We start from the raw sequence: 26379 nt of genomic DNA, 5'->3' as shown, positions 1-26379 counted from the left end.
AAAGGCCTGCACGCCCCCACGGACGCCGCGCCTGACCGCGGCCCGGAGCACGGCCCTAAGCGGTTCGCAGACATTCCCGCAGAGAAGAAACGCCGCAGGAATGCACCATCTGCAAGGGGATATTGCGCGACTTGGCCACCTGCACAGCTTTGCGCTTGGCCTCGTGGGAAATTTTGTTGGTAAAGACAATGAGCGCATCCGGGTTGCCGATCTTGTCCACAAAATTTCGCTCGTTGCGGGTGATGAACTTGAGGGAATGCCCACCCTGCTCCGCCGCCGCCATATAGTCTTTTTTCAGTCGGTCCATACCGCCGATGAGGGTAACGCACATTTTGTCCTCCTGCCTGGCCGTCGTCTACGACGCCCCTTGCTGTTTTGACGTTGTCGTTGCCCTTTGTATAATTGAAATTGAATTTCAAAGTCAAGCAAAATTTCCGATTATTTTCCTATCATCCATATTTTTTTGCCCCAGCTCCCGCGGCGGCTCAAGGTCATGCCCAGGACTTGGCGAAACGCGCCCCCCACGATATGCTGCCCCGGTTCCCTGCGCGCCCCCTTGGACGCGCGTTTCACCACCTACTGCAAGAGGAAGCCATGCTCCGTTCCGGCCTTTTGCTCTTTGCCCTGGTGTTTTGCCTTGTTGGCGCGGCCCAGGCCAAAGAGTACCAGTTTACCTTCGTCACCATGGACATTCCCGATTCCTGCCACTTTATGCCGCGTGAAGGGGCCATTTTTGTCCAGGACGACAACAACCACTTTTTTACCCTGGATATCAAACCCGTGGACGCCGCCACGGATCCGGCAGCCTACGCCGCCACGCTGGCCGCCAATCAGAACGGCGGCGCTGTACGCGCTGCAGACGGGGCCTGGAGTTTCAACGTCACGGGGCGTTCCGTTCCCTATGCCGTTACCGTCCTGGCCGACGCCGACCATATGATTACCATGTATACGGATATGCGGCGCGCCCAGTGGCCTGAAGACCTCAAAACGGCCCTGAACTCGGCCAAGGGCAAAGACCCGGCCGTGGACGCGCTGCTGCGTAGGATTATAGCCGTGCATTAGAGCAGGTTATTTTTGCGAATTGGTATTCTCAACGGTCACGGCACGCTCGTGCCAACGCTTAAGCGTGCAAATAAATTGCGCTTGCGCCTCCACGGCGGACGGCTGCTTACGCAAGCATCAGGGCATTGCAAAATTGTAATGCCCTGAAAGGCTGATGGCCACTAAAGGGACAAGACCAACCCCTTCCTCGTTGCTTCCGGCCGGGGCGCGGCTTCGCATTACCTGAAAAAAGTTTTTTGAAGGATGGGGGGCGTGGGGGGAAGGGAACTTTTGTCCACAAAAGTTCCCTTCCCCCCACAATATCTTCCCTACCACCGGCGCAGGCGAAAAGCGCGCAGCAGCAAAATGCAGGCTGCACCGCCAAGGGCGCACTGCCAGGGGGGCAAATGGACCTGACGGACCAGGACCAGACTGACGGCAGCCCCCAGGGCGGCTGCGGTGGCGTAGAGGTCTTCCTCCAGAGCCAGAGCGGTATTCCCCTGAAGGATATCGCGCACGAGGCTGCCGGCGAGGCCCACGCCAAGGCCCAGGATCAAAGCGCCTGTGGCTTCCAGGCCCAGGGCAGCGCTTTCGGCGGCGGCCAGGCCGGTAGCCAGGGCCAGACCAAAGGCGTCTGCCAGAAAAAAAAACCGCCCGGAGCGGCAAGAGCGCGCCGCCGGCAGGCCAAGCAGGCCGCCCGCCAGGGTTGCAGCAAGGCAGGCGGGCTGGTCCAGGGCCAGGAGGGGCATACCCAGGAGGGCGTCGCGCAGCAAGGGCGGGGCCAACCCGGCCAGGCAGGCCAGGGCCAATGCGCCGCCCGCGCGGGCGCCCCCCGTGCGCGCCAGGCAGGATGCGGCGGCGGCCAGCATAAAGCCGGCCGCCAAATCAAGGAAAAGCAGCGGGCCAAAGCCCGTAGCGCTTAAGGTCACTTGGCAAGCTCCACGGCCCTGCGCTCTCGGATAACCGTGACCCGAATCTGGCCGGGGTAGGTCAGGTTCTTTTCGATCTTGGCCGCAATATCTTTACAGAGCAGATAGGTGGCGTCGTCGTCCACCTGGTCGGAATTGACCATGACGCGGATTTCGCGCCCAGCCTGAATGGCGTAGGCCTTGCTTACGCCGGAGAAGCTGGTGGCGATGCCCTCCAGGTCTTCCAGACGCTTGACGTAGTTTTCCAGCAGTTCCTTGCGGGCGCCGGGGCGAGCGCCGGAAATGGAATCGGCGGCCTGCACCAGCACGGCCAGGGCGGTAGAGGGGCGCTGGTCTTCGTGGTGTGCGGCAATGGCGTGGACGATCTCCTGACTTTCATTGTACTTTTTGGCCAAGTCTGCGCCAATGAGGGCGTGGGGGCCTTCCACTTCGTGGTCCACGGCTTTGCCGATATCGTGCAACAGGCCAGCGCGTTTGGCTTTTTTCACGTCCATGCCCAGCTCGGCAGCCATCATGCCGCAGAGGGCGGAAACCTCAAGGGAATGCTGCAGGACGTTCTGGGTGAAGGAGGTGCGGTAGCGCAGCTGTCCCAGCAGTCGGACCAGCTCCGGGTGGATGCCGTGCACGCCGGCGTCAAAGGTAGCCTGTTCGCCCACTTCACGCACCTGGGCGTCCAGCTCCTGTTCGCATTTCTGGACAACGTCCTCAATGCGGGCAGGGTGGATGCGGCCGTCCTGGATGAGCCGTTCCAGGGCCATCTTGGCCACCTGGCGGCGCAGGGGGCTGTAGGCGGAAAGGATGACGGTCTCCGGCGTGTCGTCAATGATCAGGTCCACGCCGGTGGCAGCCTCCAGGGCGCGGATATTGCGGCCCTCACGGCCGATAATGCGGCCCTTCATGTCCTCGCTGGGCAGGGTCACGGCGGTGACGGTCTGCTCGTTGACATAGTCGCCGGCGTAGCGCTGAATGACGTTGCAGAGGATTTCCTTGGCTTTCCGATCGGCTGTTTCGTGCGCTTCCATTTCGATCTGGCGGATCATGCGCGCTGATTCGTGCCGGGTTTTGGCCTCAATCTCCTGAAAAAGTTTGGCCTTGGCCTCTTCGGCCGTGAAGCCGGCAATCTGGGCCAGGCGCTGTTCCTGCTCCTCAATGCGGGTCTGCAAAAAGGTTTCGGATTCGACAAGCTGGCGTTCCTTGCGGGCCAGGTCTTTTTCGGAGGCCAAGAGGTCCTGCTCCCTGGCGGTGGCTTTTTCCAGCTTTTCTTCCAGGCGATTGCCCATTTCCTCCAGTTTACGTTCGCGGGCCTTGAGCTCGCGTTCCCGCTCCTTGAATTCGTTTTCCAGCTCACGCTTCTGGTTGAAAAGATCGTTCTGCCCCTGAACGAGGATTTCTTTTTTCTGCGCCTGAGCCTCCTTGCGGGCCTCGGTCACTATGCGCTTGGCCAGTTCGTCGGCATCGCCCAGGCGTTTTGCTGTGGCGCGTCGGTCCACGACCACGCCCAGCGCAACGCCGCACACGGCTGCCGCCGCCAGCGCAAGAATCAACAATGGGTCCATGAATCCAGCCTCTCTTTTATCAAGACGGGACCGACCAGGGGTCGGCCCGGAGAACACCGGCAACCGACTGGCGTCGGAAGCCGTAGCAATAGCGCCCCAAGGGGCTGCTGCCCTGGCTGGATGCGCCGCCGAACGCGGCATAAGGATGGCGTTGCACAGAAAAAGCGTTCCGGCCGGAGCCGGAACACCACAACAACCGGGAAAGATTGACGCTTCCCCAGAGCGCCGTGTCATGCTTGCGGTACAGAAACCTGGATACCCAGGTCGGGCGCCTGTGTGCCCCTCTCAGGCTTCCCGGTCGCGCCGGGCGTGCACACAAGAGACAGTGACGGCTCCCTTTAACAATACTTGTCAGGTTAGCACCGAGGCATAAATCACGCACACCCCAGGGAAACGCCGGGAGTCACGCGGACTCCTCTATCTTTGAAAGCAGGCCGTGCACCCCGTGGCGCAACGCGGCGAGCTCCTTCTGCGATTGCAACAAATCATCCGCCAGCCCAAGGGCCAAAAAGGTCAGCAGAATATCCTTGGTCTGCCCTTTAGAGAACCTCTGCTCCTGGTCAGCATACCGTTCTTCCAACAGCCGGACAGCTTCCCGCACGCGTTTCATGTCCGCGCCGGGCTTGAAGTCGACGCTCAACCCGAGAACGGAGAGGTTGATGGCATCCTGATTCACAGAGACCTACTCGACGCTGTCGTGCTCCTGAATATCGTGCAGCAGGGCGTCGATGCGGCCCAGGGCCGCCTTACGCGTCTGCTCCTCTTTTTCAAGAGCTTCCAGCAGTCTCAGGTTTTCCTCTTCCAATGCGGCCTTGTCCGCCCCCATAGCGGCAGACTCCGTGCGCAGACGCGCATTTTCCGTCTTGAGGCGGTCGAGCCTGTCCAAAAGTGCCGCGACTTGCTTTTCGAGCTGTTCCAGAAGTTCCATGGGTCCAATCTAGCACCGAGGCAGGCCCTTGGCAAGAAAGGAGATGCCCCAAGGTCATAAAAAACCCCGGAGCGTGCCGGGGATTTTTTACAGGCGGTGCAACCTTTACCGCGCAGCTTGCGGCGCGATGCCGCGAGAGCCGCACTAGAGCATTTAACACTTGAAATGCTCGCTTACGGCAGGCAAAAGCCTGCCTTCTCGCATTTCGTGGCAAGGATTTTCAAGAAAATCCTTGCAGAGCAGTTAGCTCATTTCATTCGCTAACTGCTCTAGCCTTTGCGGGGCAGGTTTTTTTGTCGTCCCCTGGCTATGGCCAGCTCGCCCGCGGGCACATCTTTGGTGATGACTGAACCCGCCCCCACCAGGGCGCCTTCGCCCACGCTGACGGGCGCCACCAGGGCCGTATTGCTGCCGATAAAGGCGCGCTCGCCAATGAAGGTCTGGTATTTGTGCTTGCCGTCGTAGTTGCAGGTAATAGTGCCTGCGCCGATATTGCTGCCCGCACCGATGGCCGCATCACCCAGATAGGTGAGGTGGTTGGCCTTGGCCCCCCTGCCCAGGCGGGTTTTTTTCAGCTCCACAAAGTTGCCCACATGGGAGGCTTCTTCCAGCACCGCGCCGGGCCGCAGGCGGGCAAAGGGCCCCACCAGCGCGCCGGGCCCCACCACAGCCCCTTCCAGATGCGAAAAAGACCGCACTTCGGCCCCGGCGGCCAGCTCGCAATCCCGGATTAGGCAGTGCGAAGCCACACTGGCCCCGCGGGCCACGCGGCTCACGCCATAGATTTCGCACGGGCCGGTGAGCTCCGCGCCCGGCTCCACCAGCGCCCTGGGGCCCACCCGCACGGCGTCAGGGGCGTGCAGCATGACCCCGGCGTCCAGCAGCCCTTCCACTATTCTGGTCCGCAGAGTCTCTTCCATCTGCGCCAGCTCCCGCGGCGCATTGACGCCCAACAGGGCCGCGTCCCGCCCGCAGCGCACGCCGCGCACCCGGTACTTGCGGGCCACGGCCAGGGCCACCAGGTCTGTGATGTAGTACTCGCCGCTTTTGTTTTTGTTGCCCACCTGGGGCAGCAGTTGCGCCGCGGCGGCCAGATCGCACAGGTACATGCCGGCGTTGACCTCGTTACTTGCGGGGCCCAGCAGGGCGGGGTCGTAATCCTTGGCTTCCACAATGGCGGTCACGGCGTCGTCCCGCCGCACCACCCGCCCGTAAGCGCCGGGATTGTCCACCTCAATGGTGGCGAAGGCCAGGTCTGCGCCCATGCCCTCGGCCAGGAACTGGCGCACCAGACTTTCAGAAAGCAAGGGCACATCGCCGTTGACCACCAGCACTTGGCTGCAGCCCGCTTCTGTCAGCGCGGGCAAGGCCTGCAGCAGGGCGTGGCCCGTGCCCAGCTGTTCCTTCTGCAGCACGAAGCGCGCCTGGGGAAAGGCGGCCTGCACCAGATCGGCCCGGTGCCCGGCCACAATCCAGACGTCCTCGCCAAAAACGGGGCGCAGGGCCTCCAGCACGCAAGCCAGCATGGGCTCGCCCAGAAGGGTTTGCAGCACTTTGGGCTTGTCGGAATGCATGCGGGTGCCCTTGCCCGCCGCCAGAATCAACGCCGCAGTCTTCGGCATGGTTTGCTCCTTGAAAAATAACGGACTGCGCGTCCGCTACTTCTTCCAATCAAAGGTAAAGACCTGCTCCACATCGGGGTGCAGGCTGTGGTGCACGGGGCAGGTCTGAACCACGCGCGCAAGCACGGTCTTGTCCTTGGCGCTGAAGGGCCGATCCGGCATATGAAAGACCACTTCCACCCGCCCCAGACGCGCGGGCGAGCCTTCGTGCATGACGGCGTTCACGTCCGTTTCCATACCCGTCACGTCCAGGTTGTGGTGGGCGGCGTAGCCCGCTATCACCGTGGAAGCGCAGCAGCCCAGGGAGGCCACACAAAGATCCACGGGCGAGAAGCTGTCTTCCTGGCCGCCGTGATCCTTGGTGGGCGTCACTTCCAGTCGTGCGCCGCTGCCGGGGTGCACGCATTCCATACGCATATTGCCAAGGTACTTGATTCTGGCGTTGCTCATGGGAACCTCCATAAAAACACGCGGTGCGACCGCGCGGCAAAAGGGCGCAAAGACGGGCCGTCCCCGTCAGCGTTGCCAGTGGAAGGTAAAGACCTGCTCCACGTCCGGGTGCAGGGTCAAGTGCACGGGGCAGGTCTGGGTGCAGCGTTCCATAATGGTCTTTTCCTTCTGGGAATAGTCCCTGTCGGGCATGTCAAAGACCACTTCCACCTTGCCGATGCGGCGCGGGTCTGCACTCATGGTCTTGGTGATGTTCATGGTTGTGCCAGTAATGTCCACGCCGTGGCTTTGGGCATAAATGCCGATGATGGTCATGGCGCAGGCCCCAAGAGCTGTGGCGCAGAGGTCCGTGGGCGAAAAGGACGCGCCCTTGCCCTGATTGTCCGTGGGGGCGTCGGTGATGATTCTGGTGCCGCTCTGGTTGTGGACGCATTCCACACGCAGATCCCCCAGATACGTGGCGCTGACGGTTGCCATAACAATTCCTCCATCAGTAGATGAAACCATGCTGCGCCGGGACGGCCGGAGCAAAGCCTCAGCCGAAGGCGCTGTGCTCCCGCAGGATATTACAGGCTATGGCCAGCAAGGTCAGCCCGCCCAGCAGTTCGGCCCAGGCGTTGAGCGAACAGATATTGGCCAGAGTCTTGCCCAGAAATACGCCGCAGGCCGTAACCAATGCACAGACCAGGCCGATGCAGAACGCCGGACCCCAGACCGGAGTGCCCAGAATGGCAAAGGAAAGACCCACGGCCAGGGCGTCCACACTGGTGGCCACGCTCAGCAACAGCAAATTGCGCCCGGCCGCCGGGTCCACAGCGGGGCGCGCACAGGCCGCACGCCCCCGCCAGGCGGCAGAGCCGGAAAACACCATCTTGCCGCCGATCCAGGCCAGCAGGGCAAAGGCTATCCAGTGGTCCCAGGCCTCCATGTAGCCCCGCACGGAAAGGCCCAGACCCCAGCCCAGCACCGGCATGGCAAACTGAAAAAAACCAAAGGCCCCTGAAAGCCGCAAATATTGCCCAGCACTGGGCGCGCGCAGCGCACAGCCCGAAGCCACAGCCACGGCAAAGGCGTCCATGGAAAGGGCCAGGGCCAACCCAAGAATGGCGAGGACAGACATAACGCTCCTTCTTCCGACCCATGGCCCGCAACGGGCCGCAAGCCATGAGTATAAGTCAGGAAGGAACACCCCGCAAGAGCGTGGCCCACGGCCTTGCCGACCCGCATCTGTACGGACTGGTTCCGCGACGTTCAGACTTGTCCGGCTCTGGCCGGGCGCACGGACGCTGCAGATTTGGCCGCACATGGCAGCCTGCAAGGGTCGGGCGGCTGCGGTCGCGCCTGCACCACGGGGTGGCCGGTCCTATTGGAAACACCCAACGCGGAAGCACTGCGGGCATGGCCGCACGGCCCCCGCCCTTGCGGCCAAAGCCGCTACAAGATACAAGAGCGGCCATGCACACGTTTTCCACCTGGTTTCTCTATTGGCAGTGGCTGTTAAGCATCCTTTCCCTGGGGGCGGCGGCCGCTGCGGGCCTGCCCGGCATCCTGATCCTGACCCTGCTGGCCGGGCGGCGCGGCAACGCCCGTCTCTGCGCCTTCGGGGCCGGGCGCATGGCCCGGCTGGCCTTCCGCCTGGCCCCCCTGGGCATCGTCTGCACGCTGGGCGAGCACCTGGGCCTGCTGGTGCAACTGCGCGGCCCGGCCGGGCTTACGGGCCTTTACCCCTTGCACCCGGTCATGCTGCCCGCCACCACTGCCGTGCTGGCCTGGCTGGCGGGCATGGTCTGCCTGTTTTTTTATCTGAAGGCAGACGCCGCAGCCCCCCTGCCCGCCCTGCCGCCGGTGGACCAGCGTCGCGCCAAGGGCAAAAAAATCGCCCCGGACCCGGCCCTGAGCCAATGGGAAGAACCGGAATTTCGCAGCCGCCTGTGTCTGGCTCTGGCGGCGCTGATCTGCTTTTTTACCGCCCTGACCCTGCCGCGCTGGCCCTTTGCCGGGCTGCCGCAAGGTATGGAACTGAGCACGGCGGCTCAGGCCGTGTTTTCCACATCCCTCCACGACCTGTTCGCCGCTCTGGGCCCGGCGGGCGCGGCGGCCCTGCTGGTTCTGACCCGGCTGCGCAAGGGGCCGGAAGGCACGCCCCTTGAAACGGATGCCTTACGCAAGGCCGGGCGCTGGTGCGCCCTGTGGGCCTTTCTCGGCTACATTCCTCGCTGTCTGGACCGCTGGGGCCTGTTTGTGGGCATTTCTCTGCGGCCCGGCCCCTTGCCCCCGGACGTGGCGGCGGAGGCTCTGGGCCTGACGCCCCTGACCCTGGCCATTGCCTGCTGGATTCTGATTTTCGCGCTGCGCGCGCCGCGCCGCATTCTCTGGCTCAACTTCCTGGCCATCTTTTTTCTGCTGGTACGCCAGAGCCTGCCCTTTGTGCTGCGTCTGGCGCAGTAGGCCGCACCCGCCCCAGCGGCGGAACAGTTCGTCAATTTTTACCCGCAGCAATCGCCCCGGCCGCCGCAAGCGCCGGGGCGTTCCGTTTTTTTTCTTTTCTGGCTCGCTCTTTGCATACAAATCTGCCAAGGGCCGTCAGGTCCGCGCACGACAGCCGCGTCGCCCTACGGCGCGGGGCTGCCAACCAAGGAGCAAGACTATGCAGGCGGGCATGTACAGCGGGCTGTTCGGCGCGCTGACCACCGAACACCGGATGAATTTCATCGCCAATAATTTGGCGAACGTGAACACGCGCGGCTACAAGCGCGACACCCTGGCCTTCAAGGATACCATGGTCACCTACGCCCATGACGAAATCCGTGAGCCCATTCTCAACCTGCGCTCCAAGCCCCTGTTCCCGGAGCCGCACAATGCCGCCAGAGCGCGCATAGCCGTAGCGCGCACGGACTTCTCGCAGGGGTCCATGCAGTTTACCGGCAACGCGCTGGACGTGGCCATCAACGGCGAAAACGCCTTTTTCCGCGTGACCACGCCCAACGGGGCCTTTCTTACCCGCAACGGAGCCTTCTCGCTCAATGCCGACGGCGTGCTCATGACGCCGCAGGGCTATACGGTGCAGGGGCTGGGCGGCGGCAACATCGTCATCCCGCCCGGCACGCGCAACATTCAGATCAGCGGCGACGGGCAAGTGCTGGCCGACGGCGCGCTGGTGGACCAGCTGGCCCTGGTCAATGTGGACAACCTGCAGAATCTGGAAAAACAGGGCGACAACCTCTACCGGCCCCGGCAGAATGTGCAGGTGGCCGAAGGCAACGCCTACCTGGACGGCGCGCGTCTGGAACAGGGGTTTACCGAGGCGGCCAACGTGGAGGTGGTTTCGGAAATGGTCAACATGATCGAAGTGCAGCGGCAGTTTGAGGCCTATCAAAAAGTCATGCAGACCTCCGACAGCCTGGACCGCAACGCCACGGAAAAGGTCGGCCGCCGCCAGGGCTAACCCCGACGCGCCGCACAGCAAGGAGCTTCTCTTATGATGCGTTCTCTCTGGACAGGCGCCACCGGCATGGTGGCCCAACAGCTCAACATAGACGTCATTTCCAACAACCTGGCCAACGTGAACACCACGGGCTTCAAGAAAAGCCGCGCTGAATTCGAAGACCTTATGTACCAGACCATGCGCATGGCCGGGTCCATCACTGAAGGCGACAACCGTCTGCCCGTAGGCATTCAGGTGGGCCTGGGCACCCGCCCCACGGCTGTGCACAAATTCTTTACCCAGGGCGACTTTCAGAATACGGGCAACGCCCTGGATGTCGCCATTGAAGGCGACGGCTTCTTTCAGGTGGATGTGAACGGCGAGCTCATGTACACTAGGGCGGGTTCCTTCAAGCTCAACCAGGACGGCACCGTGGTCACGGCCAACGGCTATATCCTCCAGCCGGAATTTGCCGTGCCCGCCGAAACCAAGACCGTCTCCATCTCCTCTTCCGGACACATTGCGGCTCTGGACGCCCAGGGGCAGGAACTGGCCGGGGCCGAAATACCCCTCTATACCTTTATCAACCCTGCCGGGCTGGACGCGCGCGGCCGCAACCTCTTTACCCCCACCGAGGCTTCCGGCGACGCCGTGGAAGGCGTGCCCGGCACGGACAACGTGGGCACCCTGGCTCAGGGCTTTCTGGAAATGTCCAACGTGGAAGTGGTGGACGAAATGGTCAACATGATCGTGGGCCAGCGCGCCTATGAGGTCAATTCCAAATCCATCCAGACCTCTGACTCCATGCTGGGCATCGCGGTGCAGCTCAAGCGCAGCTAAGGCGGATGCGGACTATGTGGCGCGCCCTGCTATCCCTTTACGGCAGACCGGTTTTCGGCACGGCCCCGACGCCTGCAACCGCACGGCTCCACAGCTTCGGACGCCGCGCCCTGCCCCTCCTGCTGGCGGCAACCCTGCTGCTCTCTGTGTCGGCGCGGCCGTCCCTGGCCGGCCCCATGGGCGGCGTGCCGCAGGCCGTATGGCAGGACAACGACCGCGACCATCGGCGCTCCCCCAGCCAGATCAAACACCAGCTGGGCCAACAAGACAACGTGGCGCGCATCGCCCTGCCCCCCGACGCCCAAAAGGTACGCGCCGCCAGGACCGGGACTCTGCTGGCCAATGGCCAGACGCCCCTGGCGGCCGATGGCCAGGTCAGCATCCTTGAACAGGACGACTGGCGGCTTAAAATCCTGCCCGCCGCCGTGGTCCACGCCGACACGGTGCTGCTGGGCGAAATAGCCGTGCCCCTGGGCCGCATGGACCAATCCCTCTGGGAGCAGCTGCGCGCCAAGCCGCTGTGGCCCGCTCCCACGCAGGAGGGCAAACCCCTGCAGGTCAACCGTTCACGACTTTCCTACGCCCTGCGCCAGGCCCTGGGGCCGGAGGTGGCCGGCCGCTGCATTTTGCCCACATCGCTGTCCATCCAGCGCGGCGGTCTGGTCTTTCAGGAAGATGATCTGCGGGCCTACGTCGTCAAAAGCCTGACGCCGCAGCTGGCCGCCATGCCCGGCGAAGCCGAGCTGAACGAATTTCGCCTGCCTGACTATATTTTTCTGGCCCACAGCCGACAGCGCGTACAGCTGGAGCCGGGCCGCCTTTCACCGGGGCGCGTTTCTCTGCGTTTTGCCGTGGAAGAAGCCGACGGCACGGTGCTGCGCCGCCTGGCGGGCACGGCCAACCTGACCCTCTGGGTCACGGTGCCTGCCGCCGTTCAGGCCATGAACAAGGGCGACGCCCTCACGGCCCAGTCCGTCACTTTTCTCAAGGTCAATGCCAGTCAGCTGCGTTCCGTGCCCTGGGACGGGCGCGGCGGCCCCTGGCAGCTCACGCGCGGGCTCAGCGCGGGCGAACCCATACTGCAAAGCGACCTGGCCAGCCAGCTTATGGTACGGCGCGGCGACGTGGTCAACCTGATCTACGCGCGCGGCAACCTGCGCATCACTACCCAGGCCCAGGCCCTGAACGACGGCGAACCGGGAGCCACTATTCCGGTGCGGAATTTGCAAACCAAAAAGCAGGTCTATGCCATAGTGCGCGACGGCAGCACCGTGGAAATACACTAGCGCGCGTCCTTTGCCGGATGCCGCGCCCTGCCCAACAGGAGAAGGCCATGCAGGCACGTTACACCATCCCCCTTCTGGCGCTGACCTTTATGCTGTGCGCCGCCTGCGGCGGCAGCCCTCACCGGCGGCCCGCCCTGCACCCCCCGGCGGCCCCGCCCCAGGAATACCGGCAGGAAACCAACGCCGCGGACAACCCCGGCTCCATCTTTGCCGCCAGCGAACAGGACACGCTCTTTTCCGACAGTCGCGCCCGCCGCGTGGGCGACCTGGTGGTGGTCAAACTGGTGGAAAGCACCAAAGCCCAGAACAAGGCTGAAACCACGGCAGACAAGGACAGCAGCAACGACTACCAGGTGAGCGCCATGTTCGGCAAAAGCAAGGTGGGCTTCCTTCCCTTCACCGGCATCGGCCCCCAGAGCACCGTGGGCCTGCCCGTGCTGAACACCGGCTCCAAAAGCGACCTCACCGGCACCGGCAAGACCAAACGCGAAAACTACGTGACCACCGCCCTGGCCACTCGCGTCATTCGCGTGCTGCCCGGCGGACTGATGGAAATTGAAGGCGCGCGCGAAATCCGCGTCAATGAAGAAACCGAATATATGGTGGTGCGCGGCATGATCCGCAGCAAGGACGTGAGTGCCGACAACAGCGTGCTCTCCACCCAGATCGCCGACGCCAGCATTGAATACTACGGCAAGGGCGTGCTCTCGGACAAGCAGAAGCCCGGCTGGTTCACCAGACTCATGGACAATATCTGGCCATTTTAAGATGGGGTAAAAAACGGCTGCCGGGGAGGGGGAAACGTAAACGTTCCTCCTCCCCGGCCTGCAGAAAACTGCCATCCTCACCGGGGGCAGCCCCCTGCTCTTTCAGACGCTGCGCTGCTAGAGCATTTAACACTTGAAATGCTCGATGACGGCAGGCAAAAGCCTGCCTGCTCGCATTTCGTGGCAAGGATTTTTCAGGAAAATCCTTGCAGAGAAGTTAACTCATTTCATTCGTTAGCTGCTCTAGATGCTGATCTTTGCGCCCAGCAGTTTGACAAAAGCGGCAATCCAGGCCGGATGCGCGGGCCAGGCCGGGGCCGTCACCAGGTTGCCGTCCACGGTGGCGCTGGTGAGGGTTTCGTTAAAATCGCACCAGGTAGCGCCCGCGTCCACCACATCGGGCTTCACTGCGGGATAGGCCGTGCACTGGCGGTTGCGCAGCACCCCGGCGGAAACCAGAATCTGCGGGCCGTGGCACACGGCGGCAATGGGTTTTTTGGCGTCGTTGAACTCCCGCACGATTTCCAGCAGGCGGGCATTGAGGCGCAGATATTCCGGCGCGCGTCCGCCGGGGATGACCAGGCCGGCGTAGTCCGCCACCTTCACCTGATCAAAGTCGGCGTTGATGGCGAAGTTGTGGCCGCGTTTTTCGGAATAGGTCTGGTCACCCTCAAAATCGTGGATGGCCGTGCGCACCGTATCGCCAGGCTTTTTGCCCGGGCAGACGGCGTGGACTTCATAGCCCAGCATCTGCAGCATCTGGAAAGGAACCATCACCTCGTAGTCTTCCACATAGTCGCCGGCCAGTACCAGAATTTTTTTCATTGTGTCCTCCATCAGGCTCCCAGGGAGCGGTTGGCGCGCTTGCCTTGCGCGCATACATACTTATATAGGGCTGGGAAGCCCTTGGGCAAGTGCCTTGCCGAGGGTGGTCCGTGCCGTTTTTGCGCCATTTTTCCAACAGGAGGCAGTGTTCATGCCCATGTATGATTTTGTCTGCACCGCGTGCGGGCACACCTTTGAAGACCTGGTCAGCGGCGAGGCCACGCCGCCCTGCCCCCGTTGCGGGGCCGCCACAGAGCGCCAGGTAAGTGCGCCGAGCCCCCTCAAAACCGGGGCCTTTCCCTTCAAGCCGGGCCCGGTGCGGCCCATGGGCCAGGGACGGCCGCCGAGCTGCGCCTCCGGAGGCTGCGGCACGGGCGGCTTTTCCTGAAACAACGGCTAATCCGCGGCATTTTCCCGGCTGGCGGCGGCGCGCAGGAGACGCGCGCCCAGCACGCCCGGCGCCAGCACACGCCGCAGCGCGGGCGAGGTTCGTTCCGCGCCGTTCAGAAGCAGGGGCGCGCTGTTATAGGCGCGCTCCAGTTCTTTTTCCAGGGCTTCGCGCAGCTGCCTGAATGAGGCTTCCACCTCCGGGTAGGCATTGTCTGCCCGCCAGGGCAACAACAGCGTATGGGTCCAGGAATGGCCCTTGTGCGACGGGGCCTCCAGAGTATGGAAGGCCGTGGGCCTGTAGCCTGCCGCGCGCTCCAGCATGTCGGGATAGCAGTAGTCCTGCCGTCCTTCTTCCGGCTGCGGGATGCTGGAAAGAACGGACACCGTGGGCAGGGCCAGGGCTTTTTCGTGTTCTTCCAGCTCCACACTGTAGTGGAGGACGGGGCGCAGGTTGCCGCGCTTTTTTGTTATTTTCCACTCAATACGCATATCCTTCCTCTCTTCCTCTATTCAGGAAACGCCAAAACATTCCGGCTTTGCAACGCCGACGGAAGCCGGCATTTCTCCCCACTGTCCCGGACCAGCCTGTAGGAAAAAACCGCATCCCCATTCAAGACGCGCCCGGCGCATCACATGCGAAAAAAATTTTTTGAAGGATGGGGGGGAAGGAACTTTTTCTCCTTACCCCCTTTCCTCCCCTGCCTGCGGCAGGAACAGCAGGCTGCCGAAGGGCGGCGGTTCCGCTGCGGCGTCGCTGCAGACCCAGAGTACAGGATAGGGCGGCGGCGACGGAAAACGGTTGCACTGCAGGTCTGTGAACCAGATCAGGCAGGCGGGGGCCAGGCCTTCCTGCTCCAGGCGGGCGGGCACAGGGCGGTAGTCCGTGCCGCCGCCGCCCACGGGCGTAAGGGGTGCGTCCCTGTCCATGCGGGTGCGCAGTTCCGGGCCGTGCACCTGGCTGTCGTGAAAAAGTATGGCCAGGGTGGTATCGTAAGCGTCCAGCACGCCGGCGAGTTCGGCCATAAAGTACGCCAGCGTGGCCGCGTCCACGGAGCCGGAACAATCTACGGCCAAGGCTGCCAAGGGCAGGCGCGCCTCCCGCCGCGAGGGCAGGTAGATATCCTGAAACAGGTAGCGCCGGTTGGGGGTGGTCCAGGTGTAGTCGCTGTGCGCGCACTGTTCCAGAAAGCGCTGCAGCAGGGCCCGCCAGTGCAGATGCGGTCGGGCGTGGTCGGTGAAGTGCCGTTTAAGGCCAGCGGGCAAATCGCCCATGTGCCGCGCCCGCCGCAGCGCCTGGTGCAGAGCGGCCTGGGCCTCACGCTCCGCATCTTTAAAAGCCGGGCTTTCCTCCTGCCCCGCACCGGGGTGATCGCGCACTTCGCCCGTAAAACCGCTCTGGCCGCCATTTTTTGGGCTGTTTTCTTCTTTTTTGGGTTTGGGGCGCGCCCCAGCGCGCGTCTGCTGGTCGCCCGTTCCGGGCGTGGAACTGGGGGGCCGGGTGGGCGCATGCCGCATCTGGGCGGACGGGCGCAAAGGCACGCTCGCTCCGTCCGACGCGCCGCCGCCGGAGGCCCCTGTGCCGCCGGGACCGCCGGCCCGCGCCCGACCCCCAGGTCCACGCCCGGAGCCGGGTCTTCCCGCAGACCGGCCAGCTCGGCGTAAATTTCTTCGGCGGCCATTGCCGCATAGGCCGCGTCATGGAAAAACCCCTGGGGCAGACTGAAACCCGCCTCCAGCAAAATCTGGTTCACTGCCAGGTCGCAGGCCCGGTTCCAAAGATCTTTGTCCCTGTCCTGACGGCGCAGATGGTGATTGAAGGCCAGGTGGAGCACTTCGTGGGCCTGGGCCCCCACCAGGGCAGCTTCCGGAATGGTGGCGGCAAAGGCCGGGTTGTAGGCCAGGGTAAGACCGTCCGTCCACAGGTCGCGGCAGGTCGTATCTTCCCGCAGGCGCAGACGCAGGGCCAGCACGCCAAAAAAAGGATGGTCCAGCACCAGGGCGGATCGGGCCCGGCGCATGGCCCGTTCGGCCCGAAGGCTCAGGCTTTGCTGTGCGGCACACAGGACGGACACGCGCCTGCCCCTACATGAGCACGGCGGCGTTCTGTTCCGCCCAGCGGGCAAAAGCCGGCGATTCCACCAGAGCAGCGTCCCGCTCCACGGCGTCGCGCATGAGCAGTACGCCGAACTCGGCAGGCAGACGCGCGGCATAGGTGGCCAGGGCCTCCATAGTGTCCTGGTCCGCATGCAGGCTCAAGGCCTCACAAGTGGCGTAGAGGGCGGCGGGCTCTTCGGGCACCGGGACGCCTTCCGGAGCTTCCAGAATTTCTTCCACCGTGGGCAGCTCACGCCAGACAGCCAGAAAACCGCTGAACTCCGCCGCGCAGCCCGCGCCCACCGCGCCTTCAAGCAATGCCGCCTCCACATCCCGTGCGGGGGCGGCGTCCAAAATGCGCGAAACAAATTCCCAGGAGCGGGGCGAGGCAAAGGCCCGCTCCCCGCGCGCAGGGTCGAAGTCGTGCAGCAACTGCGGACGGAAGCGCAAAAACGCGCAGACTTCCTGACGGATGCCCGCCCCCTGCGCCCAGCCGAGCCAGTCCTCCAGGTCGGGCGTAAAATCCAGGTGCACCATGCGGTTGGCCAGGGCCGAGGGCATGCGGTAGGCCACGGCCCTGTCCCCCTCCCGGTTGCCGGCGGCCACAATGCTCCAGCCATCGGGCAGGCGGTATTCGCCTATGGCCCTGTCCAGCACCAGCTGGTAGCAGGCGGCCTGCACCAGGGGCGGCGCGGCGTTAAGCTCATCCAAAAAGACAATGCCCCGCTCAGGGTCAGCCGGGCCGGGCAAAAAGGCCGGCGGGCACCAGACAGACCGCCCGTCGGCGCTGATGCGCGGCAGGCCCCGCAGGTCCACGGGATCCAGCAGCACGGCGCGGATATCCCGCAGGGCCAGGCCGTTCTGCCGGGCCACCTGGGCCACCACCTGGCTTTTGCCCACGCCGGGCGGCCCCCACAAGAAGGCCGGTTGGCGGATGGCAAGGAGTGAACGCAGGGCGGAAACGATTTGCGAAGGGGTCATGCCGGCTCCAGAAATGGCGTATTTCCAAGGTCATGGACTGCCCAAAGACGGGAAGCCCTTGCACGCGTCAACAGCGACACAGACCACATCGCTGAAAAAACACGCACTAACGTGCACAGCATGATAAAAATGAAAGTGAATGTCAATATCTTTAAAAAGTCAGCCGCCGCCACCGGCGCGGCCGTCACTACACACGGTCACAGTAGACATTTTCCAAAAAGTGCTCCATGGCGTCATCAGCCTGACTGATATATTCCTGCAGCGCAAAGCGCGCCTGACAGGCCGGGCAATGCATGTAGACTTCATGGCAGGTGCGGGCAATGTGCAGATGGGCCCCGCAGCGGGGGCAGACAAGGCTGGTTTCCGCATCACGGGCGGCAAAAAGAGCCATGGAACTTCCTTGGGTGACAGGGTGAAGAGAAACCTGGGGCGCAGGCAAAGGCCCGCGCCCCGCATTCATAAACGCAACAGTACGGCTGCTCTGCCGCCAACGCTCTGCCAGGCCCTGCCGGCAGGCGTTCACCGCCCGCCGGAGCCTGCCCGATTGCCCTGCCTCAGCCGCGGCGGCCGATGCAGAAATAGGCAAAACCGTGTTCCGCCATGGAGGAAGGCGAGTACAGGTTGCGTCCGTCAAAGAGCAGGGGCGCGCTGAGCAACCCTCTGACCTTCTCAAAATCGGGATTGCGGAACTGGTTCCACTCCGTAACCACCAGCAGGGCCTGCGCGCCCCGGCACACCTCATATTGGTCTGTGCCCACTTCCACCAGGGGGTTGTCCTTAAAAATGGCGCGGGCGTTGTCAGCGGCAACCGGGTCGAAGGCGCGGACGCGCATGCCCGCAGCGGTCAACTCATTAATGATGCTGATGGCGGCGGCTTCGCGCATGTCGTCGGTATTGGCTTTGAAGGCCAGGCCCCACAGGGCCAGCGTCTTGCCCTGCACGCCGCCCTGAGGCGCAAAATATTCCATGATGCGCGTGGCCATGTGCTTTTTCTGCCGGGCGTTGACGTCTTCCACGGCATTGAGCAGTTTGGGCTCCACACCGGCTTTTTCAGCAGTGTGGATAAGCGCCTTCACGTCCTTGGGGAAGCAGGAGCCGCCGTAGCCCACGCCGGGGTAGATAAACTGGTAGCCGATACGCGAATCCGAACCGATGCCCGTGCGCACGTCCCGCACGTCCGCGCCCACTTTTTCGCAGATGGTGGCGATTTCGTTGATGAACGAAATTTTGGTGGCCAGCATGCAGTTGGCGGCGTACTTGGTCATTTCCGCGCTGCGCACCCCCATGACGATGATTTTATCCCTGGTGCGGGCAAAGGGGGCGTAGAGCTCGCGCATGAGGGCCGCGGCGCGGGGAGAATCCGTGCCCAGTACCACTCGGTCGGGCTTCATAAAGTCGGAAATGGCGTCGCCTTCCTTAAGAAATTCGGGGTTGGAGACCACGTCCACCCGCAGGTCTTTGCCGCGCGCGGCCAGTTCCCCGGCGAGAATGGCGCGCACTTCGTCTGCCGTGCCCACCGGCACGGTAGATTTATCCACCACGACCAGATCCTTCTGCATGTGGCGGCCGATCTCCCGCGCCACTTCGCGCACGTAGCTCAGGTCGCAGGAGCCGTCGGCCTGCGGGGGCGTGCCCACGCAGATAAAGGCGCAGTCCGCGTCAGCAATGCCATCTTCCAGCCTGGTGGTGAAGGTCAGCCGCCCGTCGGTCCGGCTGCGCTGCACCAGCGGCTCCAGCCCCGGCTCGAAGATGTGCACGAAACCGGCGTTGAGTTTTTCCACCACGGCCGGGTTCACGTCCACGCAGGTGACGGTATTGCCCATTTCCGCAAAGCAGGCGGCGCTGACAAGGCCCACGTAGCCGGTGCCGATGATACACAGTTTCATAAAAGTTTTTCTCCATCCTTTCCCGGCCGTCGTCCCTTGACGACAGTGCCGTGAACGGTTCAGAATAGTGGCATGAAAAAATCTGCATACGGCATTTCTTCCCCCGAATCAAGGCGGCGCGCCGCCCTGGGCGCGCGCCGGGGGTCGTTGTGATCGTGGGCCTGGGGGTGGATCTGGCCGATCTGGACCGCATCCGCAATATCTACGCGCGCTTCGGCCGCCGCTTTGCGGAAAAAATCCTCAGCCCGGAGGAACTGCACCGCCTGCCCCACGCGCCGGCAGCTTATCTGGCCGGCCGCTTCGCCGCCAAGGAAGCGGCGGTCAAGGCGCTGGGCACGGGCTTCAGCCAGGGCATCGGACCCCGCCAGATTGAGATCTGCAATACGCCAGAAGGCAAACCCCAACTGCGCTTCCTGGACTGCGCGGCCCGCCGCGCGCAAGCCCTGGGCGTACGCCGCCGCCATGTTTCCCTGAGCCATGACCGAGGCGCGGCAGTAGCCTTGGTGGTACTGGAGGATTGACCATGACGCCATCCGCCTTTGCGCTCCTGCCTCCTCTGCCCTCGCCCGACGAAGTGCGCGCCTGGGACCGGGGCGCGGTCGATCTGGGCCTTGCCGGGGACATTCTGATGGAAAACGCCGCCCGCGCGGCTTTTGACGTGCTGCGCGCCTCTGCGCCGCGCCTGGCGGGCATAAAAGTCTGGCTGCTCATGGGCGGCGGCAACAACGGCGGCGACGCCGCCTGTCTGGCCCGCCACCTGCTGGACGCCGGGGCCGACCCCCTGGTGCTGCACACCCATCCCCTGCGTTCTTATAAAGGGGAGTGCGGCCGTCACATGCGCGTGGCGCGGGCAGCGGGCGTGCCCTTCCGCCCCTTGCGGCAAGGACGGCGCTCCGGCCCGGCCGCAGCGGGTTTGCCGTCGGCCTCACCGCCGCTCCGCCTGCCGGAAGGCCAACCCCACATCCTGGTGGATGGTCTGCTGGGCACGGGCTTTCACGGTCCCCTGCGACCGGACATGCTGGCGTTGATCCGCGCTGTCAACGCCCTGCAGGCCGCCTTTGTGCTGGCCCTGGACATCCCCTCCGGCCTGGACGGACGCACGGGCGCGCCGCAGCCTGAAGCGGTACGGGCCACGGCCACCGTCAGCTTTGCCGCAGGCAAGCCGGGTCTAGCCTCGCCGCAGGCGCGAGCCTGGACAGGGCCGGTGCACGTCCGCCCCATCGGCATCCCCGCCGTGGTGCAAAGGGCGGCCCCTTGCTCCACCTACCTGCTGGACGGCCGCTGCCTGGCCCCCCTGGCGGCCCTGCCGGTCAACGGCTTCAAAAACGCCTTTGGTCATGTGCTGGTAACGGGCGGCGCGCCCGGCTACGGTGGAGCGGCCCACTTGGCGGCGCGGGCGGCCCTGCGCGCCGGGGCCGGACTGGTCACGGCCGCGGCTCCGGACGCCGCCCTGACGGATATCAAAAACGGCTGGGCCGAAATCATGACCCTGGCCCTTCCCGGCCCGCACGGCTGCTGGCCGGACGCCCCGCCCCCGGCCCTGGTTGCGCTGGCGGCCCGTTGCACCGCCTTGGTGGCTGGCCCCGGCCTGGGACGAAGCCCGGACGCCGCAGCCTTTCTGGGCGCGCTCCTGCGCCTGCCCGATCGGCCCCCACAGTGCTGGACGCGGACGCTCTGGCCCTTATGGCCGCGCAGCCCGAACTGCTCAATCTGGTGCGCAAGGACGACGTGCTTACCCCCACCCCGGCGAAGCCGGACTGCTGCTGGGCCGCCCCGCCGCCGCCGTGCAGGCCGACCGCTGGGCCGCCCTGCGCGAACTTTGCGCCCGCTGCCGGGGCGTGGTGGTGCTCAAAGGCGCGGGCACGCTTGTGGGCCAGGCGGGCGCGCCCGTGCTGCTTTGCCCTTACGACGTGCCCCAACTGGCCGCAGGCGGCTCCGGCGACGTGCTGGCGGGCTGCCTGGGCGGCCTGCTGGCGGCCCACGCCACGGACGCAAAGGATGCCGCTCCCCTGCGCCCGGCCCAACTCACAGCGGGCCAGGCCGTGGCCCTGCACGCCCTGGCCGGCCGTCAGGCCGCGCACACCTGGCCTCTGCGCGGCAATGTGGCCTCCGCCACAGCGGACCTGCTGCCGCAGGCCCTGGCCCGTTGGGCCGCGCCGAAAAACCTCACGCCTGAATACGCGCCTGAATACGCGCCAGGATACGCGCCAGGATACGCGCCTGAAACCGACGACGGCATTCAGACTTGCCCCCGCGCATCTGCACCGGGCAGCCCGGAGGATCTGCTGGCATGGCCGTGGTGACCCTGCATTCGCTGGCGGATACGCGCCGCCTGGGCCGTCTGCTGGCGGCGGGCCTGCGGGAGCTGGGTCCGGTGGCCCTGCTGCTGCGCGGCCCTCTGGGCAGCGGCAAGACGACCCTTACCGCAGCCTTGACGGCCGCCCTGCCCGGCGGCGATCTGGCCGAAGTGGGCAGCCCCTCCTTCACCATCTGCAACTACTACCCCACCACGCCGCCCGTGCTGCACGCTGATCTCTACCGCAGCCCCGGCAGCCCCCCAGAAGAGCTTGAGGAAGCCTTGGACGACGGCCGCAGCCAGGTCATTCTGGAATGGGCAGAATACCTGCCGCCGCAGCTTTTACCTGAAGAATATCTGGACATATCGGTTGATGCGTGCGAGAAAGGGCGTCTGCTGACGTTGACGGCCCACGGCCCCAGGGCCGAAGCCCTGTTGCGTCAGACGTGCGGCCAATGGCCGGGCGGGGAAGCCTGAACAACCCTTGCGGCGCTTGGCGCGGCAAGGGTTTCCGCGACTGTACGGATGGCTGCAGGACTTGCACCCGCCCCTTTGGAACACTTGCGGACATATGGATGACGGACATGAAAATTCTGGTCCAGAAATTCGGCGGCACTTCCGTGGCCAACCTGGAATGTATGCGCCAGGTGCAGACAAAAGTGCTGGAGGGCCTTGCCCAGGGGTACAAGGTCATTGCCGTGCTTTCCGCCAGAGCCGGGGACACCAACAAGCTGCTCTCCCTGGCCGAGGAATGGTCGCCTACGCCGGACAGGGCGGCCTGTGACGTACTGGTCTCCACGGGCGAGCAGGTTTCCATCAGCCTGTTCACCATGCTGCTCAAGGACGCGGGCATCCGCGCCCGCTCACTGCTGGGTTGGCAGATTCCCATCACCACGGACAACGACTTCGGCCGGGCGCGCATCCGCTCCATTGACAGCAAGGCCCTGCGCGTTCAGCTGGAAAACTATGATGTGCTCGTGGTGGCCGGGTTTCAAGGCTGCACCGAGGACGGCCGCATCACCACGCTGGGGCGCGGCGGCTCCGACACCTCGGCCGTGGCCCTGGCCGCCGCCCTGGGCTCGGCGGAATGCCACATCTTTACAGATGTTGACGGCGTGTACACCACAGACCCCAACATCTGCTCCACCGCGCGCAAAATGGACCGCGTGGCGTATGAAGAAATGCTGGAAATGTCCAGCATGGGGGCCAAGGTGCTGCACATTCGTTCCGTGGAATTTGCCAAAAAATACAAAGTGCCTGTGCGTGTGCGCTCCACCTTCAGCAGCGACCCCGGCACCCTCGTCACCCAGGAGGATTCCAGCATGGAAGCCGTACTTGTTTCCGGCATCGCCTACGACAGAGACCAGGCCCGCGTGACCCTGCGCGACCTGCCCGATGTGCCCGGCACGGCTGCCGCCGTGTTCGGCCCCCTTTCCGAAAAGGGCGTCCTGGTGGACATGATCGTGCAGAACACCAGCCTGGACGGCCACACGGACATCACCTTCACCATCTCGCGCAAAGACCTGCCCCAGACTCTGCGCATCATGGACGAAGTCGCCAAAAAAACCGGGGCTTCGGAAGTGCTGCACGACGTGAGCGTGGCCAAGGTTTCGGCCATCGGCGTGGGCATGCGCAACCATTCCGGCGTGGCGGCACGGGCTTTTGCCGCCCTGACCCAGGAAGGCATCAATATCCTGATGATCAGCACCTCTGAAATCAAAATCACCCTGCTCATTCAGGAAAAATATCTGGAACTGGCCGTGCGCATTCTGCACGACACCTTCGGCCTGGACTGGGATATCGGCTAGAGCAGTTAGCGAATAAAATGAGCTAACTGCTCTGCAAGAATTTTCTTGAAAATCCTTGCCACGAAATGCGAGAAGGCAGGCTTTTGCCTGCCGTAAGCGCGCATTTCAAGTGTTAAATGCTCTAGAGAATATTATCTTTGAGGATATGTATTCTCGAAGTTTACAGTACGCTCGTTTCGGCGCTTAACCGCGCAAATAACTTGCGTTTGCGCCTCCACGGCGAGCGGCGGCTTCCGCAACCGTCAGGGCATTGCAACATTGCAATGCCCTGACAATTTTATTGACTTTTTTTTATCCACAAGGGATTCTGCCCTGAATTGCATACTGCCGCTTTGAGGCAGGATCCGCACTGCTTGCCCCTGGCATTTTTGCCTGTGCGGGTCTTTATGGCGCGGTGCAGAAGTCGGCCTTATGTCGCGGGAACAGCCTGCGGGTCGGCCCCACACCGCGTGACGAAGCAATCGCACGAGGGTACGCCATGCCTGCTTGTAAAATTCCCATTACAGCGCTGCAGCCGGGCATGTACGTTGTCGATACGGGCCTGCCCTGGACCAAAGCGCCGCTGCTCTATGCTGAGGAAGGCCCCATCGCCTCGCGGAACGAGGTGGAGCGCATTATAGCGCAGGGCTTCAGCGAAGTGTTCCACGACCCCGAACGCTTCCGCCCGCTGCCTGCGGACGCGGCCGAAATAGCACCCTCGCCCGCCACCTGGGGCCGCCGGACGCCGTTTGAGGAAGAACTGGTTCAGGCCCGCAAGGCCTACGCCTCCTCCCTTGAGCATGTCAAAAAATTTATGCAGTCACCAGCCGCGCCCATAGACGTGGCTGCCTCCCAACCATACGTTGAAGCCATTATCGGCAGCCTGGACCGCAATGTGGACGCCCTCATTTCGCTTTCCAAGCTGCGCACTACCGACGAATACACCTTCACCCACAGCGTCAATGTCACCATCTTCGCCGTGGCCTACGCCCGCTTTCTGGGACTGGCCGACGATTTGGTGCAGTCCATGGGAGTGGCTGGTCTGTTCCACGACCTGGGCAAGGCCCTCATCCCGCAGGAAATCCTCAACGCTCCCCGCCGCCTGACCCCCGGAGAAATGGAAATCATGCAGTCTCATGTGCTGCGCGGTTATGAAAAGCTCTCCCGGCTGGACGGCATCACGCCGGAATCGCTGCAGGGCGTGCTGCAGCACCATGAAAAGCACAACGGCACAGGCTACCCATACCGTTTGGCCGGCAAGCATATCTCTGAATACGGACGCATTCTTTCCCTCAGTGACGTCTACGACGCGCTGACATCGTTTCGCGTCTACAAAAGCGCCGTTCCTCCCCACCAGGCCCTGGCCATCATGTACACCATGCGCAATAAATCCTGGGCGCCGGGCACGGTGGAGCACTTCATCAAATTTATGGGCATTTTCCCCGTGGGCTCGCCCGTAGAACTGGCTGACGGCCGCATCGGGGTAGTCTGCCGCACCAACACCAGCTTCCCTACCCGGCCCCAGGTCGTGCTGGCCCTGGACAATCAGGGCCGCCCCCTCCCTCCCAAAACCCTGGATCTGTCCAAAACCCGCGACCTCGAAGTAGCCCGCGCCCTTCCCGTTCAGGACTGCGCCGCTCTGGACGTGGCCACCCTGCTGCAGCTGGCAAAGCCTCTTGACTAAACGCGCAGCGCGACCCGCCTGACTTGCTGGCGCGCCGACGCCCCACCCCCTTGCCAGTAGCAACGTTTTCTGTTAGCAAAGCACGTTATTCTTCTACGGCAGCCAGCCGTAGAACTCCCAACCTTACCGCGCTTTCATCCATGAACACGGGAGCACACGATCGTGCCCCAACTTCTGCGTAACGCCGTAGTGAAAGGATGATGTTCATGCCAATAGTAAAAATATCCATTAGTAATTTGCAGCCAGGCATGTACGTGGTGGATGTGGGCATTCCCTGGACCAAGGCGCCCCTGCTTTATGCCACGCCGGGGTACATCACCTCGCAGGAGGAAATCCAGCGCATTGCAAACCAAGGTTACAGAATGATCTACCATGATACGGACCGTTTTCGCCCTATGGTGGGGGGCGCTCTGGATCGCCTGACAACGCCCGACTCCGTCTGGGGGCACCGTGTGCCCCTGGAGGAAGAGCTGCACCGCGCCCACGACGTCTACACGGCCTCGCTGGAACACGTAAAACAGTTCATGCACAGTGCCACCAATGCGCCCCTGGACGTGACGGCCACGCAGCCATTGGTGGAATCCATCATCAGCAGCCTGGACCGCAACCTGGACGCCCTTATTTTTCTCGCAAAGTTGCGCCTTTCAGACGAATATACTTTCGGGCACAGCGTCAATGTCAGCATTTTTGCCACGGCCTACGCCCGCTTTCGTGGCCTGGATGCCCACGACCTGTATGCCGTGGGCATGGCTGGGCTGCTTCACGACTACGGCAAAGCCCTGGTGCCCGCGGCTATCCTCAACGCGCCCCGAGCCCTCAAGCCCTGGGAAATGGAAATCATGCATTCACACGTGCTGCGCGGCTACGAAAGGCTCAAAGCAGACAAGGCCATTGCGCCCGAAGTACTGCTCGGCGTGCTGCAGCACCACGAAAAATTCAACGGCACGGGCTATCCCTATGGCCTGGCGGGCAACGACATCAGCCTGTACGGGCGCGTCCTTTCACTCAGCGACGTGTACGACGCCCTGACCTCCTGGCGCGTGTACAAAAGGCCCCTTTCGCCCCATCAGGTGCTGGCCATCATGTACCAGATGCGCGGCCAGGCCTGGACACCACAGGATGTGGACCTGTTCGTCAAGTTCATGGGCATCTACCCTGTAGGCTCAGCGGTGGAGCTTTCCAACGGCCAGCGCGGCGTGGTCTGCGCTTCCAATCAGCAGTCGCCGGCCAAACCACAGGTTAAACTGGCCCTGGACCCCACAGGCCGCCCCCTGCAGCCCACCAGCATAGTGGACCTGACCCAGGCCAACGGACTGGAAATCACCCGCCCGCTCTCCCGCGAAGAAAGCGCCCCTCTGGATGTTCCCGGCCTGCTGGGCCTGCCCCTGAAGCGCTACGGTCAGGCCTGACCGCTGCCCGACCGCGCCCCGGCGCTGCCTCCGCAAAAAAGACAGCCCGAAGGATTCCCCCCAGGCCGTCAAAACAGCTTTTGTCGCCGTCCCCTTTGCTTTTCAGGGCGTTTCAACTTTAAAACGCCCTGGCAATTGCGTGAGCTGCCGTCCGCCGGGGAGGCGCAAGCACAGCTTCAGCCGT

The 26379-nt window shown here is 63.6% G+C and carries 28 protein-coding genes, 1 other RNA gene and 2 pseudogenes; 14 read left to right on the top strand and 17 right to left on the bottom strand.

Annotation, left to right across the window (positions count from 1 at the left end; genetic code table 11):
- Window positions 1-55: 55 nt before the first annotated feature.
- The gene (locus tag J7I12_RS01445) at window positions 56-331 is read right to left on the bottom strand and encodes a DUF2325 domain-containing protein (RefSeq protein ID WP_118229151.1); all 276 of its coding nucleotides are present in this window, start codon (window positions 329-331) and stop codon (window positions 56-58) included.
- A gap of 263 nt (window positions 332-594) precedes the next feature.
- On the opposite strand from J7I12_RS01445, the gene J7I12_RS01440 reads away from it, so the two are divergent.
- Window positions 595-1062: a hypothetical protein gene (locus tag J7I12_RS01440; protein WP_118229152.1), complete on the top strand. Its 468-nt coding sequence runs from the start codon at window positions 595-597 to the stop codon at window positions 1060-1062.
- 308 nt (window positions 1063-1370) lie between these two features.
- Here the strand turns inward: J7I12_RS01440 and J7I12_RS01435 are convergent, their stop codons facing one another.
- From J7I12_RS01435 to J7I12_RS01395, 9 genes are all read right to left on the bottom strand, one after another.
- On the bottom strand, window positions 1371-1970 hold the full coding sequence (locus J7I12_RS01435; protein WP_498793897.1) for a TRIC cation channel family protein: 600 nt from the start codon (window positions 1968-1970) through the stop codon (window positions 1371-1373).
- Complete coding sequence (gene rny, locus J7I12_RS01430; RefSeq protein WP_118229154.1) at window positions 1967-3526, bottom strand: ribonuclease Y; 1560 nt, start codon at window positions 3524-3526, stop codon at window positions 1967-1969. Before rny ends, J7I12_RS01435 begins: the two co-directional genes overlap by 4 nt.
- A 210-nt stretch (window positions 3527-3736) precedes the next feature.
- Window positions 3737-3921: non-coding RNA, 6S RNA (gene ssrS, locus J7I12_RS01425), on the bottom strand.
- An 8-nt stretch (window positions 3922-3929) separates the two neighbouring features.
- Entirely contained in the window at window positions 3930-4202 is a 273-nt protein-coding gene (gene zapA, locus J7I12_RS01420; protein ID WP_118229155.1) for a cell division protein ZapA, read from the bottom strand.
- Window positions 4203-4208: 6 nt separating this feature from the next.
- Window positions 4209-4454, bottom strand: coding sequence for a cell division protein ZapB (gene zapB / locus J7I12_RS01415; RefSeq protein ID WP_092153856.1), 246 nt, complete (start codon window positions 4452-4454; stop codon window positions 4209-4211).
- 269 nt (window positions 4455-4723) lie between these two features.
- Window positions 4724-6076, bottom strand: coding sequence for a bifunctional UDP-N-acetylglucosamine diphosphorylase/glucosamine-1-phosphate N-acetyltransferase GlmU (glmU, locus tag J7I12_RS01410; protein ID WP_118229156.1), 1353 nt, complete (start codon window positions 6074-6076; stop codon window positions 4724-4726).
- Window positions 6077-6112: 36 nt separating this feature from the next.
- A complete protein-coding gene (locus J7I12_RS01405) occupies window positions 6113-6526 on the bottom strand; it encodes an OsmC family protein (protein WP_118229157.1) in 414 nt (137 codons plus the stop codon).
- Window positions 6527-6592: 66 nt separating this feature from the next.
- A complete protein-coding gene (locus J7I12_RS01400) occupies window positions 6593-7003 on the bottom strand; it encodes an OsmC family protein (RefSeq protein WP_118229158.1) in 411 nt (136 codons plus the stop codon).
- 58 nt (window positions 7004-7061) lie between these two features.
- Complete coding sequence (locus J7I12_RS01395) at window positions 7062-7646, bottom strand: manganese efflux pump MntP (protein WP_302413552.1); 585 nt, start codon at window positions 7644-7646, stop codon at window positions 7062-7064.
- 335 nt (window positions 7647-7981) lie between these two features.
- On the opposite strand from J7I12_RS01395, the gene J7I12_RS01390 reads away from it, so the two are divergent.
- The 5 genes from J7I12_RS01390 to J7I12_RS01370 all read left to right on the top strand — a co-directional run bounded on the left by J7I12_RS01390 (window position 7982) and on the right by J7I12_RS01370 (window position 12843).
- Window positions 7982-8974, top strand: a complete 993-nt coding sequence (locus J7I12_RS01390; RefSeq protein WP_302548956.1) for a spidroin-2 — start codon at window positions 7982-7984, stop codon at window positions 8972-8974.
- Between the two features lie 199 nt (window positions 8975-9173).
- A complete protein-coding gene (gene flgF, locus J7I12_RS01385) occupies window positions 9174-9971 on the top strand; it encodes a flagellar basal-body rod protein FlgF (protein WP_118229161.1) in 798 nt (265 codons plus the stop codon).
- Between the two features lie 33 nt (window positions 9972-10004).
- Window positions 10005-10790, top strand: coding sequence for a flagellar basal-body rod protein FlgG (gene flgG / locus J7I12_RS01380; RefSeq protein ID WP_118229162.1), 786 nt, complete (start codon window positions 10005-10007; stop codon window positions 10788-10790).
- 14 nt (window positions 10791-10804) lie between these two features.
- Window positions 10805-12076: a flagellar basal body P-ring formation chaperone FlgA gene (gene flgA, locus J7I12_RS01375; RefSeq protein ID WP_303193108.1), complete on the top strand. Its 1272-nt coding sequence runs from the start codon at window positions 10805-10807 to the stop codon at window positions 12074-12076.
- Window positions 12077-12123: 47 nt separating this feature from the next.
- The gene (locus J7I12_RS01370; protein WP_118229164.1) at window positions 12124-12843 is read left to right on the top strand and encodes a flagellar basal body L-ring protein FlgH; all 720 of its coding nucleotides are present in this window, start codon (window positions 12124-12126) and stop codon (window positions 12841-12843) included.
- 243 nt (window positions 12844-13086) lie between these two features.
- On the opposite strand, the gene J7I12_RS01365 is transcribed toward J7I12_RS01370, so the two are convergent.
- On the bottom strand, window positions 13087-13668 hold the full coding sequence (locus tag J7I12_RS01365; protein ID WP_118229165.1) for a DJ-1/PfpI family protein: 582 nt from the start codon (window positions 13666-13668) through the stop codon (window positions 13087-13089).
- Between the two features lie 151 nt (window positions 13669-13819).
- Here J7I12_RS01365 and J7I12_RS01360 point away from each other — a divergent pair, with 151 nt between their 5' ends.
- A complete protein-coding gene (locus J7I12_RS01360; RefSeq protein ID WP_118229166.1) occupies window positions 13820-14056 on the top strand; it encodes a zinc ribbon domain-containing protein in 237 nt (78 codons plus the stop codon).
- An 8-nt stretch (window positions 14057-14064) separates the two neighbouring features.
- Here the strand turns inward: J7I12_RS01360 and J7I12_RS01355 are convergent, their stop codons facing one another.
- The 6 genes and pseudogenes from J7I12_RS01355 to J7I12_RS01330 all read right to left on the bottom strand — a co-directional run bounded on the left by J7I12_RS01355 (window position 14065) and on the right by J7I12_RS01330 (window position 19019).
- On the bottom strand, window positions 14065-14547 hold the full coding sequence (locus J7I12_RS01355; RefSeq protein WP_288907506.1) for a hypothetical protein: 483 nt from the start codon (window positions 14545-14547) through the stop codon (window positions 14065-14067).
- Window positions 14548-14739: 192 nt separating this feature from the next.
- On the bottom strand, window positions 14740-15597 hold the full coding sequence (locus tag J7I12_RS01350; RefSeq protein ID WP_498793891.1) for a VWA-like domain-containing protein: 858 nt from the start codon (window positions 15595-15597) through the stop codon (window positions 14740-14742).
- 134 nt (window positions 15598-15731) lie between these two features.
- A pseudogene (locus J7I12_RS01345) lies at window positions 15732-16076 on the bottom strand (DUF2201 family putative metallopeptidase); the annotation flags it as partial.
- 64 nt (window positions 16077-16140) lie between these two features.
- Entirely contained in the window at window positions 16141-17133 is a 993-nt protein-coding gene (locus J7I12_RS01340; protein ID WP_302548722.1) for an ATP-binding protein, read from the bottom strand.
- Window positions 17134-17320: 187 nt separating this feature from the next.
- Window positions 17321-17524, bottom strand: a complete 204-nt coding sequence (locus tag J7I12_RS01335) for a dual CXXC motif small (seleno)protein (RefSeq protein ID WP_118229170.1) — start codon at window positions 17522-17524, stop codon at window positions 17321-17323.
- Window positions 17525-17687: 163 nt separating this feature from the next.
- Window positions 17688-19019 carry a UDP-glucose dehydrogenase family protein gene (locus J7I12_RS01330; RefSeq protein ID WP_498793889.1) on the bottom strand — a complete coding sequence of 444 codons (1332 nt, stop codon included), beginning with the start codon at window positions 19017-19019 and terminating at the stop codon, window positions 17688-17690.
- 149 nt (window positions 19020-19168) lie between these two features.
- Here J7I12_RS01330 and J7I12_RS01325 point away from each other — a divergent pair, with 149 nt between their 5' ends.
- The 7 genes and pseudogenes from J7I12_RS01325 (at window position 19169) to J7I12_RS01295 (ending at window position 26195) form a co-directional block, all read left to right on the top strand.
- Window positions 19169-19540: a holo-[acyl-carrier-protein] synthase gene (locus J7I12_RS01325; protein ID WP_288907511.1), complete on the top strand. Its 372-nt coding sequence runs from the start codon at window positions 19169-19171 to the stop codon at window positions 19538-19540.
- Between the two features lie 2 nt (window positions 19541-19542).
- A pseudogene (locus tag J7I12_RS01320) lies at window positions 19543-20583 on the top strand (NAD(P)H-hydrate epimerase); the annotation flags it as partial.
- Between the two features lie 220 nt (window positions 20584-20803).
- Window positions 20804-21322, top strand: a complete 519-nt coding sequence (locus J7I12_RS01315; protein WP_498794150.1) for an NAD(P)H-hydrate dehydratase — start codon at window positions 20804-20806, stop codon at window positions 21320-21322.
- Complete coding sequence (tsaE, locus tag J7I12_RS01310; protein WP_118229174.1) at window positions 21310-21792, top strand: tRNA (adenosine(37)-N6)-threonylcarbamoyltransferase complex ATPase subunit type 1 TsaE; 483 nt, start codon at window positions 21310-21312, stop codon at window positions 21790-21792. Before J7I12_RS01315 ends, tsaE begins: the two co-directional genes overlap by 13 nt.
- A 107-nt stretch (window positions 21793-21899) precedes the next feature.
- Window positions 21900-23123 carry an aspartate kinase gene (locus J7I12_RS01305; protein ID WP_118229175.1) on the top strand — a complete coding sequence of 408 codons (1224 nt, stop codon included), beginning with the start codon at window positions 21900-21902 and terminating at the stop codon, window positions 23121-23123.
- A 478-nt stretch (window positions 23124-23601) separates the two neighbouring features.
- On the top strand, window positions 23602-24786 hold the full coding sequence (locus J7I12_RS01300; protein WP_118229176.1) for an HD-GYP domain-containing protein: 1185 nt from the start codon (window positions 23602-23604) through the stop codon (window positions 24784-24786).
- Window positions 24787-24992: 206 nt separating this feature from the next.
- Window positions 24993-26195 (top strand): cyclic di-GMP phosphodiesterase, encoded by a 1203-nt coding sequence (locus J7I12_RS01295; protein WP_270229138.1) that lies wholly within the window; start codon window positions 24993-24995, stop codon window positions 26193-26195.
- Window positions 26196-26379: the final 184 nt, after the last annotated feature.

The sequence above is a fragment of the Desulfovibrio diazotrophicus genome (assembly GCF_902498985.2).
In the GTDB taxonomy this organism is placed as follows: domain Bacteria; phylum Desulfobacterota; class Desulfovibrionia; order Desulfovibrionales; family Desulfovibrionaceae; genus Desulfovibrio; species Desulfovibrio legallii.
The sequence above is the reverse complement of the archived record's forward strand: the minus strand, read 5'-3'. Positions and strand labels throughout refer to the sequence as shown.

Coding starts and splice junctions, on each gene's coding strand:
- zapB (WP_092153856.1), bottom strand. CDS start 4,454: ATGGAACTTCTGGAACAGCTCGAAAAGCAAGTCGCGGCACTTTTGGAC.
- J7I12_RS01330 (WP_498793889.1), bottom strand. CDS start 19,019: ATGAAACTGTGTATCATCGGCACCGGCTACGTGGGCCTTGTCAGCGCC.
- glmU (WP_118229156.1), bottom strand. CDS start 6,076: ATGCCGAAGACTGCGGCGTTGATTCTGGCGGCGGGCAAGGGCACCCGC.
- J7I12_RS01370 (WP_118229164.1), top strand. CDS start 12,124: ATGCAGGCACGTTACACCATCCCCCTTCTGGCGCTGACCTTTATGCTG.
- J7I12_RS01400 (WP_118229158.1), bottom strand. CDS start 7,003: ATGGCAACCGTCAGCGCCACGTATCTGGGGGATCTGCGTGTGGAATGC.
- tsaE (WP_118229174.1), top strand. CDS start 21,310: ATGGCCGTGGTGACCCTGCATTCGCTGGCGGATACGCGCCGCCTGGGC.
- J7I12_RS01405 (WP_118229157.1), bottom strand. CDS start 6,526: ATGAGCAACGCCAGAATCAAGTACCTTGGCAATATGCGTATGGAATGC.
- J7I12_RS01335 (WP_118229170.1), bottom strand. CDS start 17,524: ATGGCTCTTTTTGCCGCCCGTGATGCGGAAACCAGCCTTGTCTGCCCC.
- J7I12_RS01390 (WP_302548956.1), top strand. CDS start 7,982: ATGCACACGTTTTCCACCTGGTTTCTCTATTGGCAGTGGCTGTTAAGC.
- J7I12_RS01355 (WP_288907506.1), bottom strand. CDS start 14,547: ATGCGTATTGAGTGGAAAATAACAAAAAAGCGCGGCAACCTGCGCCCC.
- J7I12_RS01440 (WP_118229152.1), top strand. CDS start 595: ATGCTCCGTTCCGGCCTTTTGCTCTTTGCCCTGGTGTTTTGCCTTGTT.
- flgF (WP_118229161.1), top strand. CDS start 9,174: ATGCAGGCGGGCATGTACAGCGGGCTGTTCGGCGCGCTGACCACCGAA.
- J7I12_RS01300 (WP_118229176.1), top strand. CDS start 23,602: ATGCCTGCTTGTAAAATTCCCATTACAGCGCTGCAGCCGGGCATGTAC.
- J7I12_RS01305 (WP_118229175.1), top strand. CDS start 21,900: ATGAAAATTCTGGTCCAGAAATTCGGCGGCACTTCCGTGGCCAACCTG.
- J7I12_RS01365 (WP_118229165.1), bottom strand. CDS start 13,668: ATGAAAAAAATTCTGGTACTGGCCGGCGACTATGTGGAAGACTACGAG.
- J7I12_RS01340 (WP_302548722.1), bottom strand. CDS start 17,133: ATGACCCCTTCGCAAATCGTTTCCGCCCTGCGTTCACTCCTTGCCATC.
- rny (WP_118229154.1), bottom strand. CDS start 3,526: ATGGACCCATTGTTGATTCTTGCGCTGGCGGCGGCAGCCGTGTGCGGC.
- flgG (WP_118229162.1), top strand. CDS start 10,005: ATGATGCGTTCTCTCTGGACAGGCGCCACCGGCATGGTGGCCCAACAG.
- J7I12_RS01360 (WP_118229166.1), top strand. CDS start 13,820: ATGCCCATGTATGATTTTGTCTGCACCGCGTGCGGGCACACCTTTGAA.
- J7I12_RS01295 (WP_270229138.1), top strand. CDS start 24,993: ATGCCAATAGTAAAAATATCCATTAGTAATTTGCAGCCAGGCATGTAC.
- J7I12_RS01445 (WP_118229151.1), bottom strand. CDS start 331: ATGTGCGTTACCCTCATCGGCGGTATGGACCGACTGAAAAAAGACTAT.
- flgA (WP_303193108.1), top strand. CDS start 10,805: ATGTGGCGCGCCCTGCTATCCCTTTACGGCAGACCGGTTTTCGGCACG.
- J7I12_RS01395 (WP_302413552.1), bottom strand. CDS start 7,646: ATGTCTGTCCTCGCCATTCTTGGGTTGGCCCTGGCCCTTTCCATGGAC.